Annotated in this window: 17 protein-coding genes; 7 read left to right on the top strand and 10 right to left on the bottom strand. The window is 67.9% G+C overall.

What is annotated here, in order from left to right; all coding sequences use genetic code 11:
* The first annotated feature begins 117 nt into the window (after positions 1-117).
* From AC1DP9_RS25560 to AC1DP9_RS25580, 5 genes are all read left to right on the top strand, one after another.
* The gene (locus AC1DP9_RS25560) at positions 118-1,068 is read left to right on the top strand and encodes a dihydrodipicolinate synthase family protein (RefSeq protein WP_477108849.1); all 951 of its coding nucleotides are present in this window, start codon (positions 118-120) and stop codon (positions 1,066-1,068) included.
* A 120-nt stretch (positions 1,069-1,188) separates the two neighbouring features.
* Positions 1,189-1,839 (top strand): TRAP transporter small permease, encoded by a 651-nt coding sequence (locus tag AC1DP9_RS25565; RefSeq protein ID WP_477108850.1) that lies wholly within the window; start codon positions 1,189-1,191, stop codon positions 1,837-1,839.
* Between the two features lies 1 nt (position 1,840).
* Positions 1,841-3,106, top strand: coding sequence for a TRAP transporter large permease (locus AC1DP9_RS25570; protein WP_477108851.1), 1,266 nt, complete (start codon positions 1,841-1,843; stop codon positions 3,104-3,106).
* A gap of 83 nt (positions 3,107-3,189) precedes the next feature.
* Complete coding sequence (locus AC1DP9_RS25575; RefSeq protein ID WP_092296418.1) at positions 3,190-4,191, top strand: TRAP transporter substrate-binding protein; 1,002 nt, start codon at positions 3,190-3,192, stop codon at positions 4,189-4,191.
* 80 nt (positions 4,192-4,271) lie between these two features.
* A complete protein-coding gene (locus AC1DP9_RS25580) occupies positions 4,272-4,952 on the top strand; it encodes a GntR family transcriptional regulator (RefSeq protein ID WP_441593325.1) in 681 nt (226 codons plus the stop codon).
* Positions 4,953-4,962: 10 nt separating this feature from the next.
* On the opposite strand, the gene AC1DP9_RS25585 is transcribed toward AC1DP9_RS25580, so the two are convergent.
* The 3 genes from AC1DP9_RS25585 to AC1DP9_RS25595 all read right to left on the bottom strand — a co-directional run bounded on the left by AC1DP9_RS25585 (position 4,963) and on the right by AC1DP9_RS25595 (position 9,264).
* Positions 4,963-5,625, bottom strand: coding sequence for a hypothetical protein (locus AC1DP9_RS25585; protein WP_477108852.1), 663 nt, complete (start codon positions 5,623-5,625; stop codon positions 4,963-4,965).
* Positions 5,622-6,998, bottom strand: a complete 1,377-nt coding sequence (locus AC1DP9_RS25590) for a cytochrome-c peroxidase (protein ID WP_477108853.1) — start codon at positions 6,996-6,998, stop codon at positions 5,622-5,624. Before AC1DP9_RS25590 ends, AC1DP9_RS25585 begins: the two co-directional genes overlap by 4 nt.
* A gap of 115 nt (positions 6,999-7,113) precedes the next feature.
* Complete coding sequence (locus AC1DP9_RS25595; protein WP_477108854.1) at positions 7,114-9,264, bottom strand: alkaline phosphatase family protein; 2,151 nt, start codon at positions 9,262-9,264, stop codon at positions 7,114-7,116.
* A gap of 384 nt (positions 9,265-9,648) precedes the next feature.
* Between AC1DP9_RS25595 and AC1DP9_RS25600 the strand changes: the two genes are divergently transcribed.
* Positions 9,649-10,596, top strand: coding sequence for a 2OG-Fe(II) oxygenase (locus AC1DP9_RS25600; protein ID WP_477108855.1), 948 nt, complete (start codon positions 9,649-9,651; stop codon positions 10,594-10,596).
* Here the strand turns inward: AC1DP9_RS25600 and AC1DP9_RS25605 are convergent.
* From AC1DP9_RS25605 to AC1DP9_RS25625, 5 genes are read right to left on the bottom strand one after another with little or no spacing between them, the layout of a single operon-like run.
* The gene (locus AC1DP9_RS25605) at positions 10,568-11,533 is read right to left on the bottom strand and encodes a tripartite tricarboxylate transporter substrate binding protein (protein WP_477108856.1); all 966 of its coding nucleotides are present in this window, start codon (positions 11,531-11,533) and stop codon (positions 10,568-10,570) included. The two genes, AC1DP9_RS25600 and AC1DP9_RS25605, sit on opposite strands and share 29 nt — an antisense overlap.
* Before the next feature lie 33 nt (positions 11,534-11,566).
* Complete coding sequence (locus AC1DP9_RS25610) at positions 11,567-12,421, bottom strand: amidohydrolase family protein (protein ID WP_477108857.1); 855 nt, start codon at positions 12,419-12,421, stop codon at positions 11,567-11,569.
* Between the two features lie 40 nt (positions 12,422-12,461).
* Positions 12,462-13,670 carry a CaiB/BaiF CoA transferase family protein gene (locus AC1DP9_RS25615; protein ID WP_477108858.1) on the bottom strand — a complete coding sequence of 403 codons (1,209 nt, stop codon included), beginning with the start codon at positions 13,668-13,670 and terminating at the stop codon, positions 12,462-12,464.
* Between the two features lie 26 nt (positions 13,671-13,696).
* Complete coding sequence (locus AC1DP9_RS25620; protein ID WP_092296442.1) at positions 13,697-14,692, bottom strand: tripartite tricarboxylate transporter substrate binding protein; 996 nt, start codon at positions 14,690-14,692, stop codon at positions 13,697-13,699.
* 50 nt (positions 14,693-14,742) lie between these two features.
* Positions 14,743-15,621, bottom strand: a complete 879-nt coding sequence (locus AC1DP9_RS25625) for an HpcH/HpaI aldolase/citrate lyase family protein (protein WP_477108859.1) — start codon at positions 15,619-15,621, stop codon at positions 14,743-14,745.
* Between the two features lie 96 nt (positions 15,622-15,717).
* Here AC1DP9_RS25625 and AC1DP9_RS25630 point away from each other — a divergent pair, with 96 nt between their 5' ends.
* Complete coding sequence (locus AC1DP9_RS25630) at positions 15,718-16,593, top strand: LysR substrate-binding domain-containing protein (RefSeq protein WP_092296448.1); 876 nt, start codon at positions 15,718-15,720, stop codon at positions 16,591-16,593.
* Here AC1DP9_RS25630 and AC1DP9_RS25635 read toward each other — a convergent pair.
* Positions 16,516-17,505, bottom strand: a complete 990-nt coding sequence (locus AC1DP9_RS25635; protein WP_477108860.1) for a DMT family transporter — start codon at positions 17,503-17,505, stop codon at positions 16,516-16,518. The two genes, AC1DP9_RS25630 and AC1DP9_RS25635, sit on opposite strands and share 78 nt — an antisense overlap.
* On the bottom strand, positions 17,502-18,425 hold the full coding sequence (locus tag AC1DP9_RS25640; protein WP_092296451.1) for a bifunctional helix-turn-helix transcriptional regulator/GNAT family N-acetyltransferase: 924 nt from the start codon (positions 18,423-18,425) through the stop codon (positions 17,502-17,504). Before AC1DP9_RS25640 ends, AC1DP9_RS25635 begins: the two co-directional genes overlap by 4 nt.
* Between the last annotated feature and the right edge of the window lie 90 nt (positions 18,426-18,515).

Here is an 18,515-nt window from a genome sequence, read left to right on the forward strand (position 1 = left end):
GCGCAGGCTATCAGGGTATTCACTGGCATTGCTCTTGCTAGACCAATGCTGGAAGATATCCTAAATATATTAAGCAGATATTTGCGAGCCCAACCCGACCCAACCGAGGAGTCCCCTGTGACCAATTCGACCAATTCGACCAATTCGAGCAACGCCACCAATCCCCGCTGGACCGGCATCTTCCCCGCCATCACCACCAAGTTTCACGCCGACGAGCGGATCGACGCCGAGGGCACTAGCCGTCACATCGAATTCCAGATCCGCAATGGCATCCATGGCCTGGTGACCTGCGGTTCGCTGGGCGAAGCCAGCACGCTGTCGCTGGAGGAGAAGCTCGACGTGGCACGCATCGCCGTGGAAGCCGCCGATGGCCGCATCCCGGTGCTGGCCAACGTCTCCGAAACCAGCACGCGAGACGCGCTGCGCTATATCGACGGCGCGAACAAGCTCGGCGTGTCCGGCTTCATGGTGGTGCCCTCGGTGATCTACGTGGCCGATGCCCGCGAGGCGATGCAGAACGTGCGCGTCATGGCGGAAGCCGCCCAGAAGCCGGTGATGGTCTACAACAACCCGGTCGCCTACCGGGTGGACCTCAAGCCCGAGCACATGGTGGAGCTGGCCGACTGCAAGTGGGTGGCGGCGATCAAGGAAAGCACGGGCGATATCCGCCGCGTGACCGACCTGCGCAACACGCTGGGCGACCGCTACCAGATCTTCATGGGCGTGGACGACCTGGCCTACGAAGGGCTGGCGCTGGGTTGCGACGGCCTGCTGGCCGGCGTGGGCTGCGCCTTCCCGCGCGAAACCGTGGCGCTGTTCGACCTGATGAAAGCGGGCAATTTCGCCGAGGCGCTCAAGCTGTATCAGTGGATGACCCCGATGCTCCACCTCGATGTCTCGAACAAGCTGGTGCAGAACCTCAAGCTGATCGACACCCTGGTCGGCGTGGGCTCCGAGTTCATGCGCCGCCCGCGCCTGCCGCTGGTGGGCGAGGAGCGCGCCTTCGTCGAACGCGTGGTGCGCCAGGCGCTGGAGACGCGGCCGGCGAAATACCAGTCGGTGGTATGAGGCCAACTGCGTGATGCATGCCTGCTGCGGCCCCCGGGGCCGCAGCCGGCATCCAACTTGCACCAGCCGTCGTGTCCGTGATCGTCACGACCGCCCCCTTCGTCCTGGAGTCTGCCTGCCATGCCTGACCTTCCCTCCCTCACTGCCACCGATGCGCCCGCCACGGCCACGGCCACCGTCAAGCGACCGGTGCGCTGGGTGATGCGCGCCTCGGACGCCGTGCTCGCCGTGGAGCGCTACGTGCTCGGCGGCCTGATGACGCTGCTCGTGCTGCTGATCCTGCTCAACGTGGTCACGCGCTACGCGGGGCTGCCGCTGTACTGGGTGGACGAGGCATCGGTCTACGCAGTGGTCTGGCTGACCTTCGTCGGGGCGTCGGTCATGACGCGCCTGCGGCTCGATTTCGCCGTGGGGCTGCTCACCGAGCACCTGCCCCCGAAGGCCGCCCGCGCTGCCAAGGCCATCTCCACGGGCGGCGTGCTGCTGTTCGGGCTGGCGCTGCTGGCGATGTGCTGGGTCTGGATGGACCCGGTCGGCATCGCCCGCTACGGCTTCGACGCCCGCGAGTACGCGGCCGAATCGTTCAACTTCCTCTACACCGAGCACACCCAGACGCTCGAATGGCCGGTCTGGGTGCTCCAGCTGATCATGCCGCTGTTCTCCTGCACCCTGAGCCTGCACGCGCTGGCCAACCTGCTCGAAGACCTCGACCTGGCGCCGCGCCGCGCCTACCCCGAGTTCCAGGTGGGCAACTCCGAGACGGTGAACTGACATGCCGACAACCTTCTTCTTCTGCGGCGTGATGCTGGTCGGCGTGCCGATCGGCATCTGCCTGTGCCTGGCCGGACTGGCGTTCATCTTCAGCACCGGCGCCACCGTGCTGCTGCAATCGTTCCCCTCGCAGATGTTCGCGGGCGTGGACAGCTACGGCCTGATCGCCATCCCCCTGTTCATCCTGATCGGCGAGATCATGAACAGCGGCGGCATCACGCGCCGGCTGGTAGACCTGTCGATGGCCTTCGTCGGCTCGATCAAGGGCGGCCTGGCCTACGTCAACATCCTGGCCAATATGCTGGTGTCGTCGATCATCGGCTCGGCCACGGCCCAGGTGGCGATCATGTCGCAGGTGATGGTGCCCGAGATGGAGAAACAGGGCTACGACAAGACTTTCGCGGCGGGGCTGACCGTCTACGGCGGCATGCTGGGGCCGATCATCCCGCCCTCGGTGATGTTCGTGGTCTACAGCGTGCTGGCCCAGGTGGCCGTGGGCGACATGCTGATCGCCGGCATCCTGCCCGGGCTGCTGCTGACGGTGCTGTTCTTCATCATCATCGCCATCATGGGGGTCTTCTACAACTACCCCCGCAGCGCGCGCAAGACGCTGCGCGAGCGCGCCACCACCGTGATCCAGGCCAGCCCGACGCTGCTGATTCCGGTGGTGATCGTCGGCTCCATCCTCGCCGGCGTGGCTAACCCGACCGAGGCCGCCGCCGTGGGCGCGCTGGCCGCGGCGCTGGTCGGCCGTTACGTGACCAAGGAGTTCGACCTGCGCACGATGCCGGCCATCCTGCTGCGCTCGGCCATCTATTCGGCCATCGTGCTGTTCCTGGTGGCAGCCGCCGCCGTGTTCTCGTGGCTGCTGATCTACGGCAAGATCCCGCAGATGGTGGCGGCCTGGATCCAGACCATCGCCCACAGCCCGGTCGAATTCCTGCTGCTGGCCAACGTGATCCTGCTGATCATCGGCACGGTGATCGACGGCATTCCGGGCCTGATCATGACCGTGCCGATCCTGCTGCCGATCGCCACCGAGGTCTACCACATCGACCCGCGCCACTTCGGGGTGGTCATCGTCATCAACCTCGTGCTCGGGCTGATGTCCCCGCCCGTGGGGCTGAGCTTCTTCGTGGCCTCCGCCGTCACCGGCGCCAAGCCGGGGAAGATGTTCATGGTCACGCTGCCCTTCTTCCTGATCAGCTGCGTGGCCCTGGTGCTGCTCTCGCTGTTCCCGAGCCTGTCCATCGCCCTGCTGGACTAGCCGACCGATCCAACCCGATCCAACCCGATCCATAGCCGTCCCATCCGCCTCGCCGTTACCCATCGAACCGCACAGGAGCCGCCATGACCCTCATCACCCGCCGCCGTTTCCTCAAGACCACCGCGCTGGCCACCGTTGCCGCGCCCATGGTCATCACCTCGACCACGCGCGCCGCCACGACCAAGGAGTTCCGCCTCGGGCTGATCACGCCCGCCGGGCACTCGTGGAACCGGGCCGCCGTGGCCTTCGGCGAGTCGCTCAAGAAGGAAACCGACGGCCGCCTGACCGTGACCGTGTTCCACTCGGGCCAGCTTGGCAATGAGTCGGCGATGATGCAGCAGCTCCAGTCCGGCGCGCTCGACATGGGCTGGATCCAGGCGGCCGAACTCGGGTCGCGCGTCTCCAGCGTGGCCGCCATCAACGCGCCCTATCTGGTGCGCTCCACCAGCAGCGTGGCCAAGCTGGTGCGCACGCCGGCCGCCCTGAAGCTGCTGGACGCCCTGCCGCGCGAAACCGGCACCATCGGCCTGGGCTGGGGCATCACCGGCATGCGGGTCGTGTTCGCCACGCGCGACATCAATTCGCCGGACGACCTCAAGGGCATGAAGCTGCGCATCAACCCCACGCCGGTCTACCGCGACTTCTATTCGATGCTGGGCGCCGCGCCCACGCCGATCCCCACCCCGGCCGTGTTCGACGCCATGACCAACGGCCAGGTGGATGGGCTGGAGGCCGACATCGAACTGTCCTGGAACCAGCGCTACGACAAGATTTCCAAGTCCCTGTTGCCGATGAACGCGCTGTTCATGCCGTTCGCGCCGCTGGTCTCGGGCCGAATCTGGCAAGGGCTGGACGCGAAGGACAAGGACATCGTGCGCGCGCTGGTCACGCAGTCGCTGACCGCGCAGATCAACGACATCGTCACCACCGAGGCGGGGCTGATCGAGAAGCTCAAGCAGTCGTCGGTCCACTTCAAGAGCGTCGCCAACTACGACCCGGCGCCGGCGATCCAGAAGTTCGACGCCCTGTGGGTGGCCAAGGCCCCGGCGATTCCCGAATTGCGCAAGATCGGCGCCACGCTCTGAGCGCGCCAAGGCCCCCTGAGCCCCTCGGCGGCGGTCACGGCATAATGTCGACCGCCGCCCCCGCTGCCAACCTGTTCGAGATGCCGACACCTTCCAGAAACCAGAGCGCCGAGACTGACAACCGTGAAAAGCGCCGCGCCGCCGACGTGGCCTACGACCGCATCGAGACGCTGATCTCCAAGCTCGAGATCGCCCCCGGCAGCCCCGTGGTGGAGGCCGAGCTGGCCGAACTCACCGGGCTGGGCCGCACGCCCGTGCGGGAGGCGCTGGTGCGCATGGTGTCGATGGGGCTGGTGCTCCAGCAGCCCCGGCGCGGGCTGATCGTCTCGACCATCGACGTCATGGACCATCTGGACGTGCTGGCCACCCGCCGCGTGCTGGAGCGGCTGATTGCCGCCAATGCCGCGCGCCGCGCCACCGATACCCAGCGCAAGGCGCTGATCGCCAGCGCCCAGAAGATGGTCAAGGCCGCCCAGCGTGGCAACCTCGACGAATACATGGCCGCCGACCAGGCGCTGGACCACGTGAACCACGCGGCCTGCCGCAACCGCTCGGCGGTCAAGGCGGTGATCCCGCTGATCGTGCAATGCCGGCGCTTCTGGTACGCCTATCAGCACGAGGGCGAGATTGCCGAAGGCGCCCAGGCCCACCTGGTCATGGCGCAGGCCATCGCCAGCGGTAACGAAGCCGAAGCCGCCGACGGCGCGGAGCGGCTGATGGACTACCTGGAGCGCTTCGCGCGCCGCGTCGTCAACGCCTGATTTCCCCTCCTTACATCGGCTGCCAGCCGCCGCTGGTGGCCACCAACTGCTGCGTCAACTCCATCGTGCCGCTGCCCCGCACCACGCGGGCCAGCACCGGGAAGGCGCCCTGCACCGCCGCGTCACTGGCCCACGGGGCCGGATCGAGCATGTAGGTGTAGCGAACGGTGGTGGTGGCGTGCGCCGCCTTGTCGCCGCCGCTGGTCTTGGGCGTGTCCCAGCCAGTCACCTTGTTCACGCGGACGTGCCCGTAGCAGAGATCCGGCTCGGCGGTGTCCGTGCCTTTCGCTGCTGTCCCGGGATGGGCGTTGACGAAGCCGCGCCCCTTGTCGGTCAGGTCATAGCGCAGCGCCTTCACGGTTTCCGTCTCGCCATTCTGGTGACGCAGCGTCATCTCGGCACTGGTGTGCGCCACCAGCCCGGCATGTTCGAGCGCGGGCATCTGGATGCCGTCGCGCAGTGTCCCCGCCACGGGCAGGTCCGGCACATCCACGGGCCAGCTATGGCGGCCGATGCAGAGGTCGCCGTGGGCTTCCAGCTGCTTCTCCAGCGCGGCGCGGAAGTTGGCTTCGTTGGGGGCGTCCGGGGCGCTGCAGCCGGCGAGCACGGCCAGCGCGGCGAGGCTGGCGAAAAGAATGGGTTTCATGGTCTTGGTGTCGATGGAATGGGTCATGGCTTGTGCTGGGCATTCCTGGCAGCATTCTCGGCCGCGGCTTCCGCCACCGTGTGGGCCTGCGGACCGCTCTCGGCGGTGCCCGCCGGCGGCACGAAGCCATCGGTCAGCGTCTTCAGGAAGACGATCAGGTCCTGCATCTCCGAGTCAGTCATCGGCGTGGCGCTCCCCGGCTTGCGCAAGTCCAGCGGCATCTGGTCGTCCAGGTTGGCGCGGTACGACGCCGGCAGGTCGTTGAACTTGTTCACGCGGCCCCGGGCATCACGCGGGTACCACTTCTCCGGCGCGGTGTCCCGGGTGTTGTAGAAGCGCACCACCTCCTCCAGCGACTTGAACACCCCGTTGTGCATGAACACGTGGCGCGTGGCCACGTTGCGCAGCACCGGCGTCTTGAACATGCCGCAGGTGGCCGCCGCACCCTTGTCCTTGCCGGGGCGATGGTCGGTGCGCAGCGGGCCGCACAGGCCGAGGTCGAAATATTTCGGATCGGCGTTGGCCGGGATCTCCATGTTGCGCGGCACGCCGATGGCGGCGAACGAGTAATCGCTCGTCATGTCCTGGCTGCCGTCGTTGCCACCGCCGATCAGGTGGCAGGCCATGCAGTTGCCCTTGTTGGGATCCAGGAACACGCGCAGGCCACGGACCTCCGCATCGGTCAGCGCGCCGCCGAGCTTGTTGTTGCGGTAGCGGTCGAACTTGCTGCTGTAGGGGTGGAAGCTGCGGTCTTCCACCTGGAACGCCTGCAGCGCGGCGCCGACCAGCGTGAAGGCCCGCTCGGTGTCGTCGAACACGGTGGCGCCGTAGGTCTGGCGGAAGGCGTCGGCGTGGGCGCCGTGCTGTACGGCCTCGACCACGGCGGCTTTGCTCGCATTGGCCATCTCGTTGGACGCCAGCAGCGGAATCGCAGCCTGTTCGGCGATGGTGTTGGCGCGGCCGTCCCAGGTCAGGCCGCCGCCGGGACCGGGCGGGCTGACCATGTCGGGGTTCTCGAAGGTATCCGAGTAGGCGTTGGTGTACTCCTTGTACATCAGCGTGGGCACCGCGCGCGTGCCCGGCGCCTTGCCGTCGGCCCCGCCCAGCTGCACCGAGAGGTCATTGGCCGGTGCGTAGGCGTGGTTGGGGTCGTGGCAGGTGGCGCAGGACATCTTGCCCGTGCCGGACAGCGAGGGATCGAAAAACAGCTTCGCGCCGAGCTGCGCGGCGGGAGACAGGGGCGATGCCGGAGCCGATGGCGCCGGCGCGGAAACGGTCTGCACGGCGGCCTTGGCTGGCGTGGCAGCGTGCGGCGCCGTCTCGGTGGCCGGCTTGCAGCCGACGAGCGTGACAGCACACGCGGCCGCCAGCAGGCTGGCGGCAAGAATGGAGTGGGACATGGTCTGGATCAGCGGTGGCAGCCGGGCGCACAGCCGGGCCAGGCCCGGTTGCGCACCATAAGAAGATCGGGGCCCCGGGCGACGGCCTGCGCCGCGCGCCCGGCGCCCCGCAACATCAGGACTTGATCGCCCAGATATTGGTCTGCGTGGCATCCGGCCCGCTGGCCGTGTTGCCGCCGCTCAGCGTGCCGCTGCCGCTCACGCCGCGCGTGGCGCCGCCCGAGACGATATCGCCGGCCTTGACCACGTAGTTGTGGTTCATCGGACGCACCGAATCGAAGTGGGTGTTGGCGCTACCCGAGTACTCGGCCAGATTGGCCAGGTTCTGGGCGATGTACTGCTCGGTGTACTTCGAGCGGTTCATGTACGACGTCGGCACGCCCGGGTCGGCCAGCGCGAACATGTCCTGCATCGTGCGCACGAACGAGAAGTGGCTGTAGGCATCCGAGTCGATGACCTGCTTGGGCGCGCCCGGCTGGTTGGTCAGCAGCCCGAAGATGGTCGGACCATCGCCCTTGTTGCCGCCGTTGTAGCGCGGAATCGCCGTGGTGATGCCTTCGTCCAGCGGAGCGCCGCTGGTGGCAGTACCGCCCACGTTCCAGCCGCAGCACGACGAGCTGCCGAAGAAGCTCGACCCTTCGTCGAACAGCATGACGATGGCCGACCGGCGGCTGGTGTTCTGCCACACCGGCGATGCCTTGATGGTCTCCACCAGGTACTTGGCGTAGGCGTCGCCGCGCTTGATGCCCGGCACGCCCGAGGTGCAGTCCGCCACCGCCGAGCCGGTGCCGTGGATGTCATCGCACTGGTCGGGGACGATGTAGTTCAGCGCGCCAACGTCGCCGCTCTTCAGGTCATCCTCGAACTGGTGGGTGTTCCAGGTGATGCCGTGGCCCTGCGCATAGGTCTGGATGGCCGCATCCCACTGGCCGCCGCCCACGGTGCGGTTCAGGTTCTTGAAGAAGTCCGGACGATTGCGCACCTCGTCGAAATTCACCGCCGGGTGGTGCTTGGTCTTGTACAGGCTGGAGATCATGGGCTCGGTGGCGCCCGCGCCGGACGTCACGTTGACGGCGGTGATGGCCGCGTTGCCGGCGCCGTCCTTGCGCGGGTCCTGGCCCGGGTCCATCGACTCGCTGTACACGCGCGTGCCCATGCCGGCGTTGTACATCGCCGTGAACAGGTTGCGGCGGCCCTTGAGGTTGTGGACCTTGGTGTCGGCGTTGCAGGCGGCCAGCGGCTGGTAGACGTCGGTCGGCTGGTTGGCGGTGTCGCCGGCCGGCAGGCAATTCCAGGCGTTGTCGTCGGCCACGCCCCAGTCGTCGGCGCTGGCCAGCGAGATGTAGTTCGGCTCGCTGGGGTTGCCGGTGGAGAAATAGTTGGCCGCCTTGTTGCCTTCCTGGTTCAGGTACTTGTAGAAGTTCGGGTAGGCCGGATCGTCGATAGTCTGGTTGCTGTGGTTCTCGAAGACCACCACGAACAGGTGGTCGTAGCGCGGGATGCCTTCCGGGTTGAACGCAGCGTCCTGCGCAGCCTTCAGCGTGGTGACCGGATCGGTGGCGGCATCGCTGATAAAGCCACGGTCGAGGATCTTCGAGGCCAGCGTGTAGCGCCCGGCGAGCGTGTTCGACTCGGTCAGCAGCGCGGCGGCGGCGTGGGCGTCGGCCACGCTGGCCGGCAGGGCCAGCACGTCATCGGCCTTGACCGTCACATCGGCGGTGCCGCCGGTGAGGCTCAGGCGGCTGGCGATGGCGGTCTTGGCATCGGCCACCGTCAGCGATTCGGCTTCGGTCAGGCGCACCACTTCCGTCGATAACGGGCTGATGACTACCTGAGCGCCATTTGCCGCCTGGTCGGCCGCGCTGCGCAGCACCAGCTTGCTGGCGACCTTGGCCGGGGCGCCGCTGGCGTCGGTGTAGGTGGCGTCCGTGCCGACCACGGCCACCAGGCTCGTGGCCGCCGTGGTCAGCGTGAAGCGGCCATCGGCGCCGGTGCGGGTGGAGGCTTCGCCGCTGTCGCACGCGCCGTTGCCGTTGGTGTCGGCACACACGGTGGCGTTGGCATAGGCGATGGGGACGATGGTCTGCTGGACGGCATCGCCCGTGCTGCTCTTGGCGTAGTCCACGCCCGTGGCGGACGATTGGGCGACGCCAGTCGGGTTCTTGATCGCCGTGCCCATCACGCTGCCGCTGACCGTGGCCGGGGTGGCGTTGGGCGTGGACGCGGCCGGGGTGCCGCCGTCATCGCCGCCGCAGGCGGTCAGCATGGCGGCTGCGGCCAGCGCCGTGAGTAACGGAACAAAGCTGTGGTGGTTTGGGTGCATTGTATTTTTGGCTCGCCGGGCTAGGGCGATATGTAGTGGGTATCGTTGGAGTGCCGCACCCAAAAAGCCCGCCCCGTCGCGATGGTTCTGGCGGGTGGGCCGCCTGCGCGAGGGAGTTTTTCGACGGGGGAAAGCCGGTACGCGATTCCCTGTCATGTGTGCAGCGGCCCTGATCCTAGGAGCCAAATATGACCGTTTGATTGCTCCGGTACCACACGAAAGTTACAGAAAATTTCAAGCCGGCAACCGGTTGCATGCCGCGCGCAATGCCGGGATACTGGCGCCGCCCGTTACCCATGCCGTCCCATGCGCGCCTCGCCCCAATCCTTGACTACCCCGCCCCGCCAGCCTGCCACGCTGCATTTCACCGCCGAGTTGCGCGACTGGATCGTGCAGGCCTTGCAGCGCGGCGGCCGTCCGGATGAACTGGTGCGCGCGCTGGCCGCGCAGCGCTTTGCGCCGGACGTGGCGCGCGAACTGGTGGAGGCTTTCGCCCGCGTGCTGCGCGAGGGACTGCCAATGCCGGAGGGCAGCATCACGGTGGAACGCACCGCCCCCGCCACGGCGCCGGCCCAGCCCCGGCTGCCGCGTGTGTCGGTGCTGCACGGTGGCGACCGCGACGTACCCGTGCTATCCCGCACCGAGCGCCCCGTGGTCGCCGTGCTCGAAGGTGTGCTCAGCCATGATGAGTGCGATGCATTGATGGCGGCGGCGCGGCCTCGCCTCGCGCCATCGACCCTTGTCGATCCACGCACCGGCGAGCACATCGTGAGCCCGGACCGCACCAGCGAGGGCATGTTCTTCCGCCTGGCCGAGGCGCCGTGGCTGGCCACGCTCGACGCCCGCATTTCAGCCCTGATGCAGATGCCGATGGAGAACGGCGAGGGCTTGCAGGTGCTGCGCTACGCCCCGGGGGCGCAGAGCCGCCCGCACTTCGACTTCCTGATGCCGAACAACGCCGCCAATCAGGCGTCGATTGCCCGCAGCGGGCAGCGTGTGAGCACGATGGTGATCTACCTGAACGACGTGCCGGCGGGCGGGGAAACGCTCTTCCCCGAGATCGGCCTGTCCGTGGTGCCGCGCAAGGGCAATGCGCTGTACTTCGAGTACTGCGACGACCACGGCCAGCTAGACGGCCGCACCTTGCATGCAGCCGCCGAAGTGCTGGCCGGCGAGAAATGGGTGGCGACGAAGTGGATGCGGCAGCGGCGCTTCGTGCCCGCTGCCGAAGCCGAGCGCCAGGAACTTACTCCACCCGAATCCCGCGCGCCTTGACCAGCGCCTGCCAGCGCGTCGATTCGGTGTGCAGGAAGCTCTTGAACGCCTGCGGCGTGTTGCCGACCGGATCGAGCCCGGCCTGCTGGAGCTTGGCGCGCACGGCCGGGTCCGCCACCGCCTTCTGCACCGCGTTCGCGATGGTCTGCACGCGGTCCGGCGGCGTGCCCTTGGGCACGAAGACGCCGTTCCACTCCAGCACCTCGTAGTTCGGCATGCCGCTCTCGGCCAGCGTCGGCGTATCGGGCAGCGCCTTCAGGCGCGTCTTCGAGGTCACCGCCAGCGCGCGCAGCTTGCCGCCGGTCACGTACTGGAGCGTGGAGGCCGTATTGCCGAAGTAGGACGCCACCTGCCCGCCCATCACATCGGTCAGCGCCGGCGCGCCGCCTTTGTATGGCACGTGAAGCAATTCGATCTTGCCCTGCTCGTTGAACATCTCGGCGGCCAGATGGGAACCCGTGCCAGCGCCGGCGGACGCGTAGGTCAGCTTGCCGGGCGTCTTCTTTGCGGCAGCGATGAACTCGGCCACGGTCTTGTACGGCGCGTTGGTGGCCACCACGAGGATCTGGGGCGCCGTGGCGACCAGCGAAATCGGAATGAAATCGGCCGATGGGTCGAACGGCAGCTTGCGCAGCGCGCCGTTCACGGCGAAGGCCGAGGCGTCGTAGAGCACCGTGTAGCCATCCGCCGGGGCCTTCGCCACGGCGTCCGCGCCGATCACGCCGCCGGCACCCGGCTTGTTGTCGATCACCACGGTCTGGCCGAGGAGTTCGCCCACCTTCTGGGCGACGACCCGCGCGGTGTTGTCCGCCCCGCCGCCGGCCGAGTACGGCACCACCATGCGGATGGGCTTGTCCGGGAAGGCGAAAGCGGCGAGCGGCACGGCCGCAGCCAGGGTCGCCACGGCCTTGCCGAGGCGTTGCAGGGTCTTGCTCATGGTTGTCTCCGTTCTTGAGTTCTATGGACCGGCTTACGCGGCCTCGAATCCGTACAGCGCGGCGGGGTTGTCCACCAGGATGCGGCGGCGCGCCGACTCGGTGCCGGCCCAATCGGCCAGCAGGTCGAACAGCAAGGCATCGTCCGGCTTGGCGTGCGGCTCGGTGGAATGGGGCCAGTCGCTGCCCCAGACGAGCCGCTCCGGCGCCGCCTGCACCCACGCACGGGCCACCGGCGCGATGTCGGCATACCCACCGCCGGCGCCGACCATCGAATCCAGATAGGCGCCCGACAGCTTCAGCCACGCACGGCCCTCCGCCAGCAGCCTGGACACCAGCGCGAACGCCGGGTGCGCCGTGCCGCCGGGCAGCGGCAGGCGGGCCAGATGGTCGAATACCAGCGGCGTGGGCAGCCGCGCCAGCAGGTCGCCATGGGCGACGATCTGGTCGGCAGTCCAGTGCAGTTGCAGATGCCAGCCCAGTTCGGCGATGCGGTGCGCCAGCGTCTCCACCATCTCGAAGCCCACCACGGCGTGGGCCGGGGTGTACAACGAGAAGCGGATGCCCCGGATGCCGCCGGCATGGAGCGCCTGCAGGGTGTCATCGGACACATCGGGCCGCACCACCCCCACGCCGCGCGTGTTGGCGATGCCAAGCTGCCGGATCGCATCGAGGGTGCAGCTGTGATCGGTGCCGTAGCAGCGGGGCTGGACGATCACCGCGCGACGCGTGCCCAGCAGCCCCTGCACGCGCCGGTAGTCCGCCACGGTGGCGTTGGCCACAGCCGGGGCGATGGCCGGGAAACGCGAGTCGTAGATATGGAGATGGGCGTCGCAGGCGTCCGGCCATGCCGTGCTGCGTGGCGCGGCGCTGGCCGAACTGTTCGGCACTGGCTGGAAGCCAGCCGCATTTCCACCCGCAGTCCCACCCTCAGCCACGGCCAACCAGCCGGTCGGCCGCCTCGCGGACGGTGTCCCCGTGCTGGTCCAGCGCCGGCGCGGCAAACGGCTCCGGCCCCGGCGTGCGGCCAAACTTCACGGCGCGCGTGAAGCCGCGATAGCGGCCCACCACCGGGTGATCGAACGTCGTCACCATCTCCTCGGCCAGCACCTGCGGGAAATCGAACATGTCTTCCACCGAGCGCGCCGCCGCGCAGGGCACTTCCTCGCCGAACTCGGCCTCCCATTCCAACGCCGACCGCTGCTGCAGGGCCGCGTGCAGCTTGGGCAGGATCTCGCCCTGATGCTGGGCGCGCTTGCGCACGCTGTCGTAGCGGTCGGTGGAGAGCAATTCCCCCAAACCCGTCTTCTCGCACAGGGCGCGCCAGAAGTGCGGGGTGTTGGCCGAGATGTAGAGATAGCCGTCCCGGGTGGGATGGATGCCGGTGATGCCGCCCGAGCGCATGTCGCGCCCCACGTCGCGCGGCTCCGAGTCGGCCCAGACCATGCGGGCCGATTGCATGGTCAGCGCCGCGCGCAGCAGCGACACGCCCACGTACTGCCCCACCCCACTCTTCTCCCGCTCATAGAGCGCGGACGCCACGCCGCCCGCCACCAGCGCCGAGGCGTAGTAGTCCACCACCGAGCCGTACAGGATCTCGGGCGGCCCGCCGTGCTTGCCCTGCAGCGTGCACATGCCGGTCATGGTTTGCAGCACCTGGTCGTAGCCGGCCTTGTCCTTGAGCGGCCCGGCCTCGCCGTAGCCGGTGACCGCGCAGTAGATCAGGCGCGGATTGACGGCGGCCAACTGCGCGTAGCCGATCCCCAGCCGCCCCGGCACGCTGGGCCGGAAGTTGTGCACCAGCACGTCGGCCTCGCGCACCAGCGCCAGCAGTCGCTCCAGATCGGCCGGAGCCTTCAGGTCGAGCACCACGCCCAGCTTGCTGCGGTTCACGCCCAGGAAGGCGCGGGACTCCGACTCCAGCGTGGACGGGTACTTGCGCAGGTTGTCGCCGACGGGCGGCTCCACCTTGATCACGTCCGCGCCCTGATCCGCCAGCAGCGAGCAGCCGTACGGCCCCGCGATATAGGCGCTCAGGTCCAGCACGCGCACGCCGCTCAGCGGACCGGGCTGTCCTGCCCGTGGCGCGCCGAAACCGCCCGCCTGGCCCTCGGTCTGGCCCTTGGTGTTGGGTTGCATACTCACTCCGAAAATTCTCTAAATACTCAATCCGCGACGATGTTCTGCTGCTTGGCCAGCGCCTTCCAGCGGGTCACATCGGCGGCAATCGTCTCGGCGAACTTCTGCGGCGTGCCGGGCGTGACCTCGGCGCCTTCCTTCAGGATCGCCTCCTTGACGGCGGGCTTGGCCAGCGCCTGATTCACCGCCGCGTTGAGCCGCGCGACAATCGCCGGCGGGGTGCCAGCCGGCGCCAGGAAGCCCCACCAGAGTTCGAACTCGTAGCCGGGCACGGCGGTGGCCATCGGCACCAGATCCGGCGCAATCGGGCTGGGCTTCAGGCTGGTGATGCCCACGGCGCGAACCTTGCCGGCGCGCACCATCGGCAGCAGCGACGGCCCGCTGGAGATCAGCAGTTGCGTCTGGTTGCCGATCAGGTCGGTCACGGCCGGGCCCATGCCCCGGTACGGCACGTGGGTGATGGCGAGCTTGCCGGCCTGCGCCTTGAGCAGTTCGGTGCCGAACTGGTTGACGCTGCCCGGGCCGGACGACGCGTAGTTGTACTTGCCCGGATTGGCGCGGATGGCGTTGACCAGCTCCTGCGGCGTCTTGGCCGGGAAGTCATTGCTGACCGCCACGATGAACGGCCCGTGGGCCACCATCGCCACCGGCGCGAAGCTCTTCACGGCGTCGAACGGCAGCTTGCTCTGGATGGCCGCGTTGGTGGTCATGCTGGAGGACACCGCGACGAGCGTGTAGCCGTCCGGCGCCGCCTTGGCCGCCAGGCCGGTGCCGGTGTTGCCGCTCGCGCCGGGGCGGTTGTCGATGACCACGGGCTGCTTCAGTTCCTCGCCGATCTCCTTGGCCACGATGCGCGCGAAGATGTCGTTCGAGCCGCCCGGCGGGTACGGCACGATCAGGGTGATGGGCTTGGAGGGGTAGGCGCCCTCGGCGACGGCCACAGCCGGCACAGAGATCGCGGCCGTTGCAGCAACCGTCAGGCCAAGGCATGCCACGGCACGCAGCGACGATGGATTCGTCATGGTGTTTGTCTCCTGTGTGTTTTTTATATAGGAATGCGGGGTAAATCTGATCAGGCGGCGATCAATCCAAGCTTCCGGCCAATCTCGACAATCGCCTGGGCCCGGCGCACAAACGGCGGATCGATCATCTTGCCGTCCACCACATAGGCGCCCACGCCCTTGGCGTCCGCCTCTTCGGCAGCGGCCACCACGCGCAGCGCGTGGGCGATTTCCTCGTCGGACGGCCGGTAGACTTCGTTGGCCAGTGCAATCTGGCTCGGGTGGATGCAGCTCTTGCCCAGGAAGCCCATCTGGCGGGACATCTCGGCCTCGGCGCGGAAGCCCTCGGTGTCGCGGATATTGGCGAACACCGTGTCGTAGGCATAGACATTGGCCTCGGCGGCCGCCATCCGCACGGCGAACATGGCGGAGGCAATCGCCGCCGTATTGCGTCGATGTACGCCAGCCGGCTCGAACAGGTCGCCCAGCCCAAGCTGGAGGCCCGCCACGCGCGGATGGGCGCCCGCCAGCTCGGCGGCCAGCCGCAGCGCCCGGGGCGTTTCGATATTCAGCAGCAGTCCAACCTTCGCATCACTATCGCCAAACCCATTGGCCCGTTCGGCCTGTTCGATGGCCGCCGCCGCGCGGCGCACGTCATCGGCACTTTCCGGCTTGGGCAGGTTCACCAGATGCAAACCCGGCACGACCACCGCCGCCAGATCAGCCTCGAAATGTGGCGTATCGAGACCATTGACGCGCACGATCAGCGTCTTGGTGCTGGCGCGCGTCTCGGCGGCGCGCAGCAGGCCGGACAGCAGCGCCCGGGCCTCGCCCTTCTTCTCCTGAGCCACCGCATCCTCGAGGTCGAACGACAGCGCGTCGGCATCGCTCGCCAGCGCCTTGGCGAAAAACTCGGGGCGTGAACCGGGCACGAACAGCTTGCTTCTCATGGCGAATACCGTATCTCCGTGGGGGTGACAGGCAGTGTCCGCGAACCGATGAAAAAGATAAACTATCCTTAACTACGTTCGTACATTAGAAATTCTATGGAAACCGCTTACCTGAAGGCTTTCGCGCTGGTGGTGGAGACCGGCACGCTGGCGGAAGCCGCGCGGCGGCTCAATGTGACCCCGGCGGCGATCTCGCAGCAGATCCAGGTGCTGGAGCGGCAACTCGGCACCACGTTGCTGGGCCGGGCCGGCCGTACCGTGGCGCCCACCGAGTCCGGGCGACGGCTGGCGGAGCGCTGCGTGACCCTGCTGCGGGAGGTGGATGAACTGAGGGGATGGGTGAATCAGGCGGACGCCGTGCGCGAACTGCGTATCGGCACGATCAACACGGCGCTGCACAGCCTGCTGCCGGACGCGCTCGCGCGGTTCGCGGCGGTGCACCCCGGGGTGTCGGTGCATATCCGCTCGGCGCTGTCCCACGAATTGTTCGATGCGGTGAAGGATGAATCACTCGATGCCGCCGTCTGCCTGCATCCGCCCTTCGCCCTTCCCAAGACCTTCGCCTGGGATTTGCTGCGGCAGGAGCCGCTGGTGGTGCTGGCGCCGGCGCAGGACCGCGATGCCGATCCGCACGAGTTGCTGCGCACGCGGCCCCTGATCCGCTATGACCGCAGCCTGGGCGGCGGCAAGCAGGCCAGCGACTACCTGCGCCGGGCCGGCATCACGCCCGCGCAGGAGCGCTTCGAGCTGAGTTCGCTGCTGGCCATCGCCATGATGGTGGACCGTGGGCTCGGGGTGTCGCTGGTGCCGGACATCGCCTCGCCGCTGACCGCCGGACTCCATATCGCCAAGCTCCATCTGCCGATCGAGCCGGAGCCGCGCCGCTTCGGCCTGCTATGGCGCCGGACGTCGCCCGGGGCCAGCGTGATCCGCTCCTTCCTCGAGCAGGCCCGGCTGGCGGCGGGTACCTGATCGCGCGACCGTGCGGCCCTGCTGGGCGATCAGCAGCCCGCTGACCACCAGCGCAATCGACACCAGCAACGACCCCGACGGCCACTGGCGGCCCACCAGCAGTTCCAGCACCGCCGCCGTCACCGGCCCCAGCGCCTGGAAGCCGACGACCCGGCTCGCTTCCAGCCGCGTCAGCGCCCAGAGCCAGCAAAAGTACCCCACGCCGCTGGACAGCCCGATAAACGCGACATGCCCCCACTGCGTCAACGACAGGGACGGCCACAGCGGCTGCCCGGTCGTCGCGCAGAGCGCCAGCAGGAACACCACCGCCGCGCACATCGCCAGCACGCTGGTCGGCAAGGCAGGATAGCGCTGCAGCAAGGGCCGAACCAACAGGCTGCTCACGGCGCCGATCACGGTCGCCCCGATCAGCGCGGCCATCGCCCCGAGATGCGTGCCGCCGCCGGTGCCACCGAGGGGCGCCCCATGCAGCAACACCCCCACGCCCGAGACGGCGCAAACCAGCCCCGTCAGCTTGGGCAGGCTGAACGCCTCCTGCCCGCTCAGCACGGCCAGCAGCATCGTGAACAGCGGCATGGTCGAGAAAACCAGCGCGCAGGTGGCGGCCGAGAGCACGCCGAGCGCGTGGTTCAGCAGCACGATCAGCACGGCGAACTGGCACACGCCCAGCCCGGCGAGCACCGCCGCATCCTTCCGGGCGAAGCGGGTGCGGGTGCGGGTGCGGGTGCGGGTCCGGGTGCGCATGCCGAGCCAGGCCGGCCCGATCAGCACGCACAGGCCAATCAGATAGCGCAGGAAGGCCAACGTGGCTGGCGACGCATCGGCAGACACCGCCCGGGTCGACACCATCGCCGCGCCCACCAGAATGCCGGTCAGCGCGGCAGCAACGATGGCCGAGGGATCGCCCCTCACAGATCCCGCGCCCAGATCTGGCCGACGAGATCCTTGCCGAAACTGTGATGGGCCTCTTCCTCCACGAGCGTGAAGCCGGCCTTTTCGTAGATCTTGCGGGCGTCGGTCAGGATGTCGTTGGTCCACAGCATCATCCGCTTGTAGCCCACCCCGCGCGCGAAGCGCAGGCACTCATCCACCAGCCGATGGCCGATACCCAGCCCGCGCGCGCTGGCATCCACATAGAGCATGCGTAGCTGGGCGGTCTCCGCGTCGTGCCGCACGACGAACACCGAACCCACCGCCTTGCCGTCCTTCTCCGCAATCCAGCAGCGCTCGGCGCTCGGGTCGTAATCGCGCAGGTACTTGGCGACGATCTCCGCCACCAGCGCCTCGAACTCGCTATTCCAGCCGTACTCGCGCGTGTACAGCACCGCCTGCTGGCGCACGACCCAGCCCATGTCGCCCGCCTGCGGGTCACGCAGGATGTAGCTCGGGGTCGATTCGCCGAGCAGGGCTTCGATCTGCGTCATGGCGTCCACCAGTTGCTGCTGGGTGGACTCGGTCATGCGGCCCAGCATCGCCGTCACCTCGTTGCGCGAGGCCAGGTTCAGCACCTCGAAGGTCGCCCGGCCGGCATCGGTCAGCGCCAGTTCGCTGACGCGGGCATCGGCCTGCGAGCGGGTCTTGGCGACCAGCCCCTGCTTCTCGAAACCGGCGATCACCCGGCTCAGGTAGCCGGCGTTCAGGCCCAGTTCGCGGCACAGGTCGGACGAGGTCAGCCCCGTGCGATGGGCCAGCTCGTAGAGGATCCGGGCTTCGGTGAGAGAAAACTCGCTTTCCAGCAGATGCTCGTGCAGCAGGCCGATCTGGCGGGTGTAGAAGCGATTAAAGCGGCGCACGGTTTCGGCGCGCGCAAGAACTTGCGGATTGGGAGACATGTCGGGGACGATTTATTTGCCTGAGGCAAATTATTGGTTGCTTAAGGCAAGCAAATCAAGCAAATAAATCAAGAAATTCCGATGGACGCG

The sequence above is a fragment of the Cupriavidus sp. 01L43 genome, from assembly GCF_056399925.1.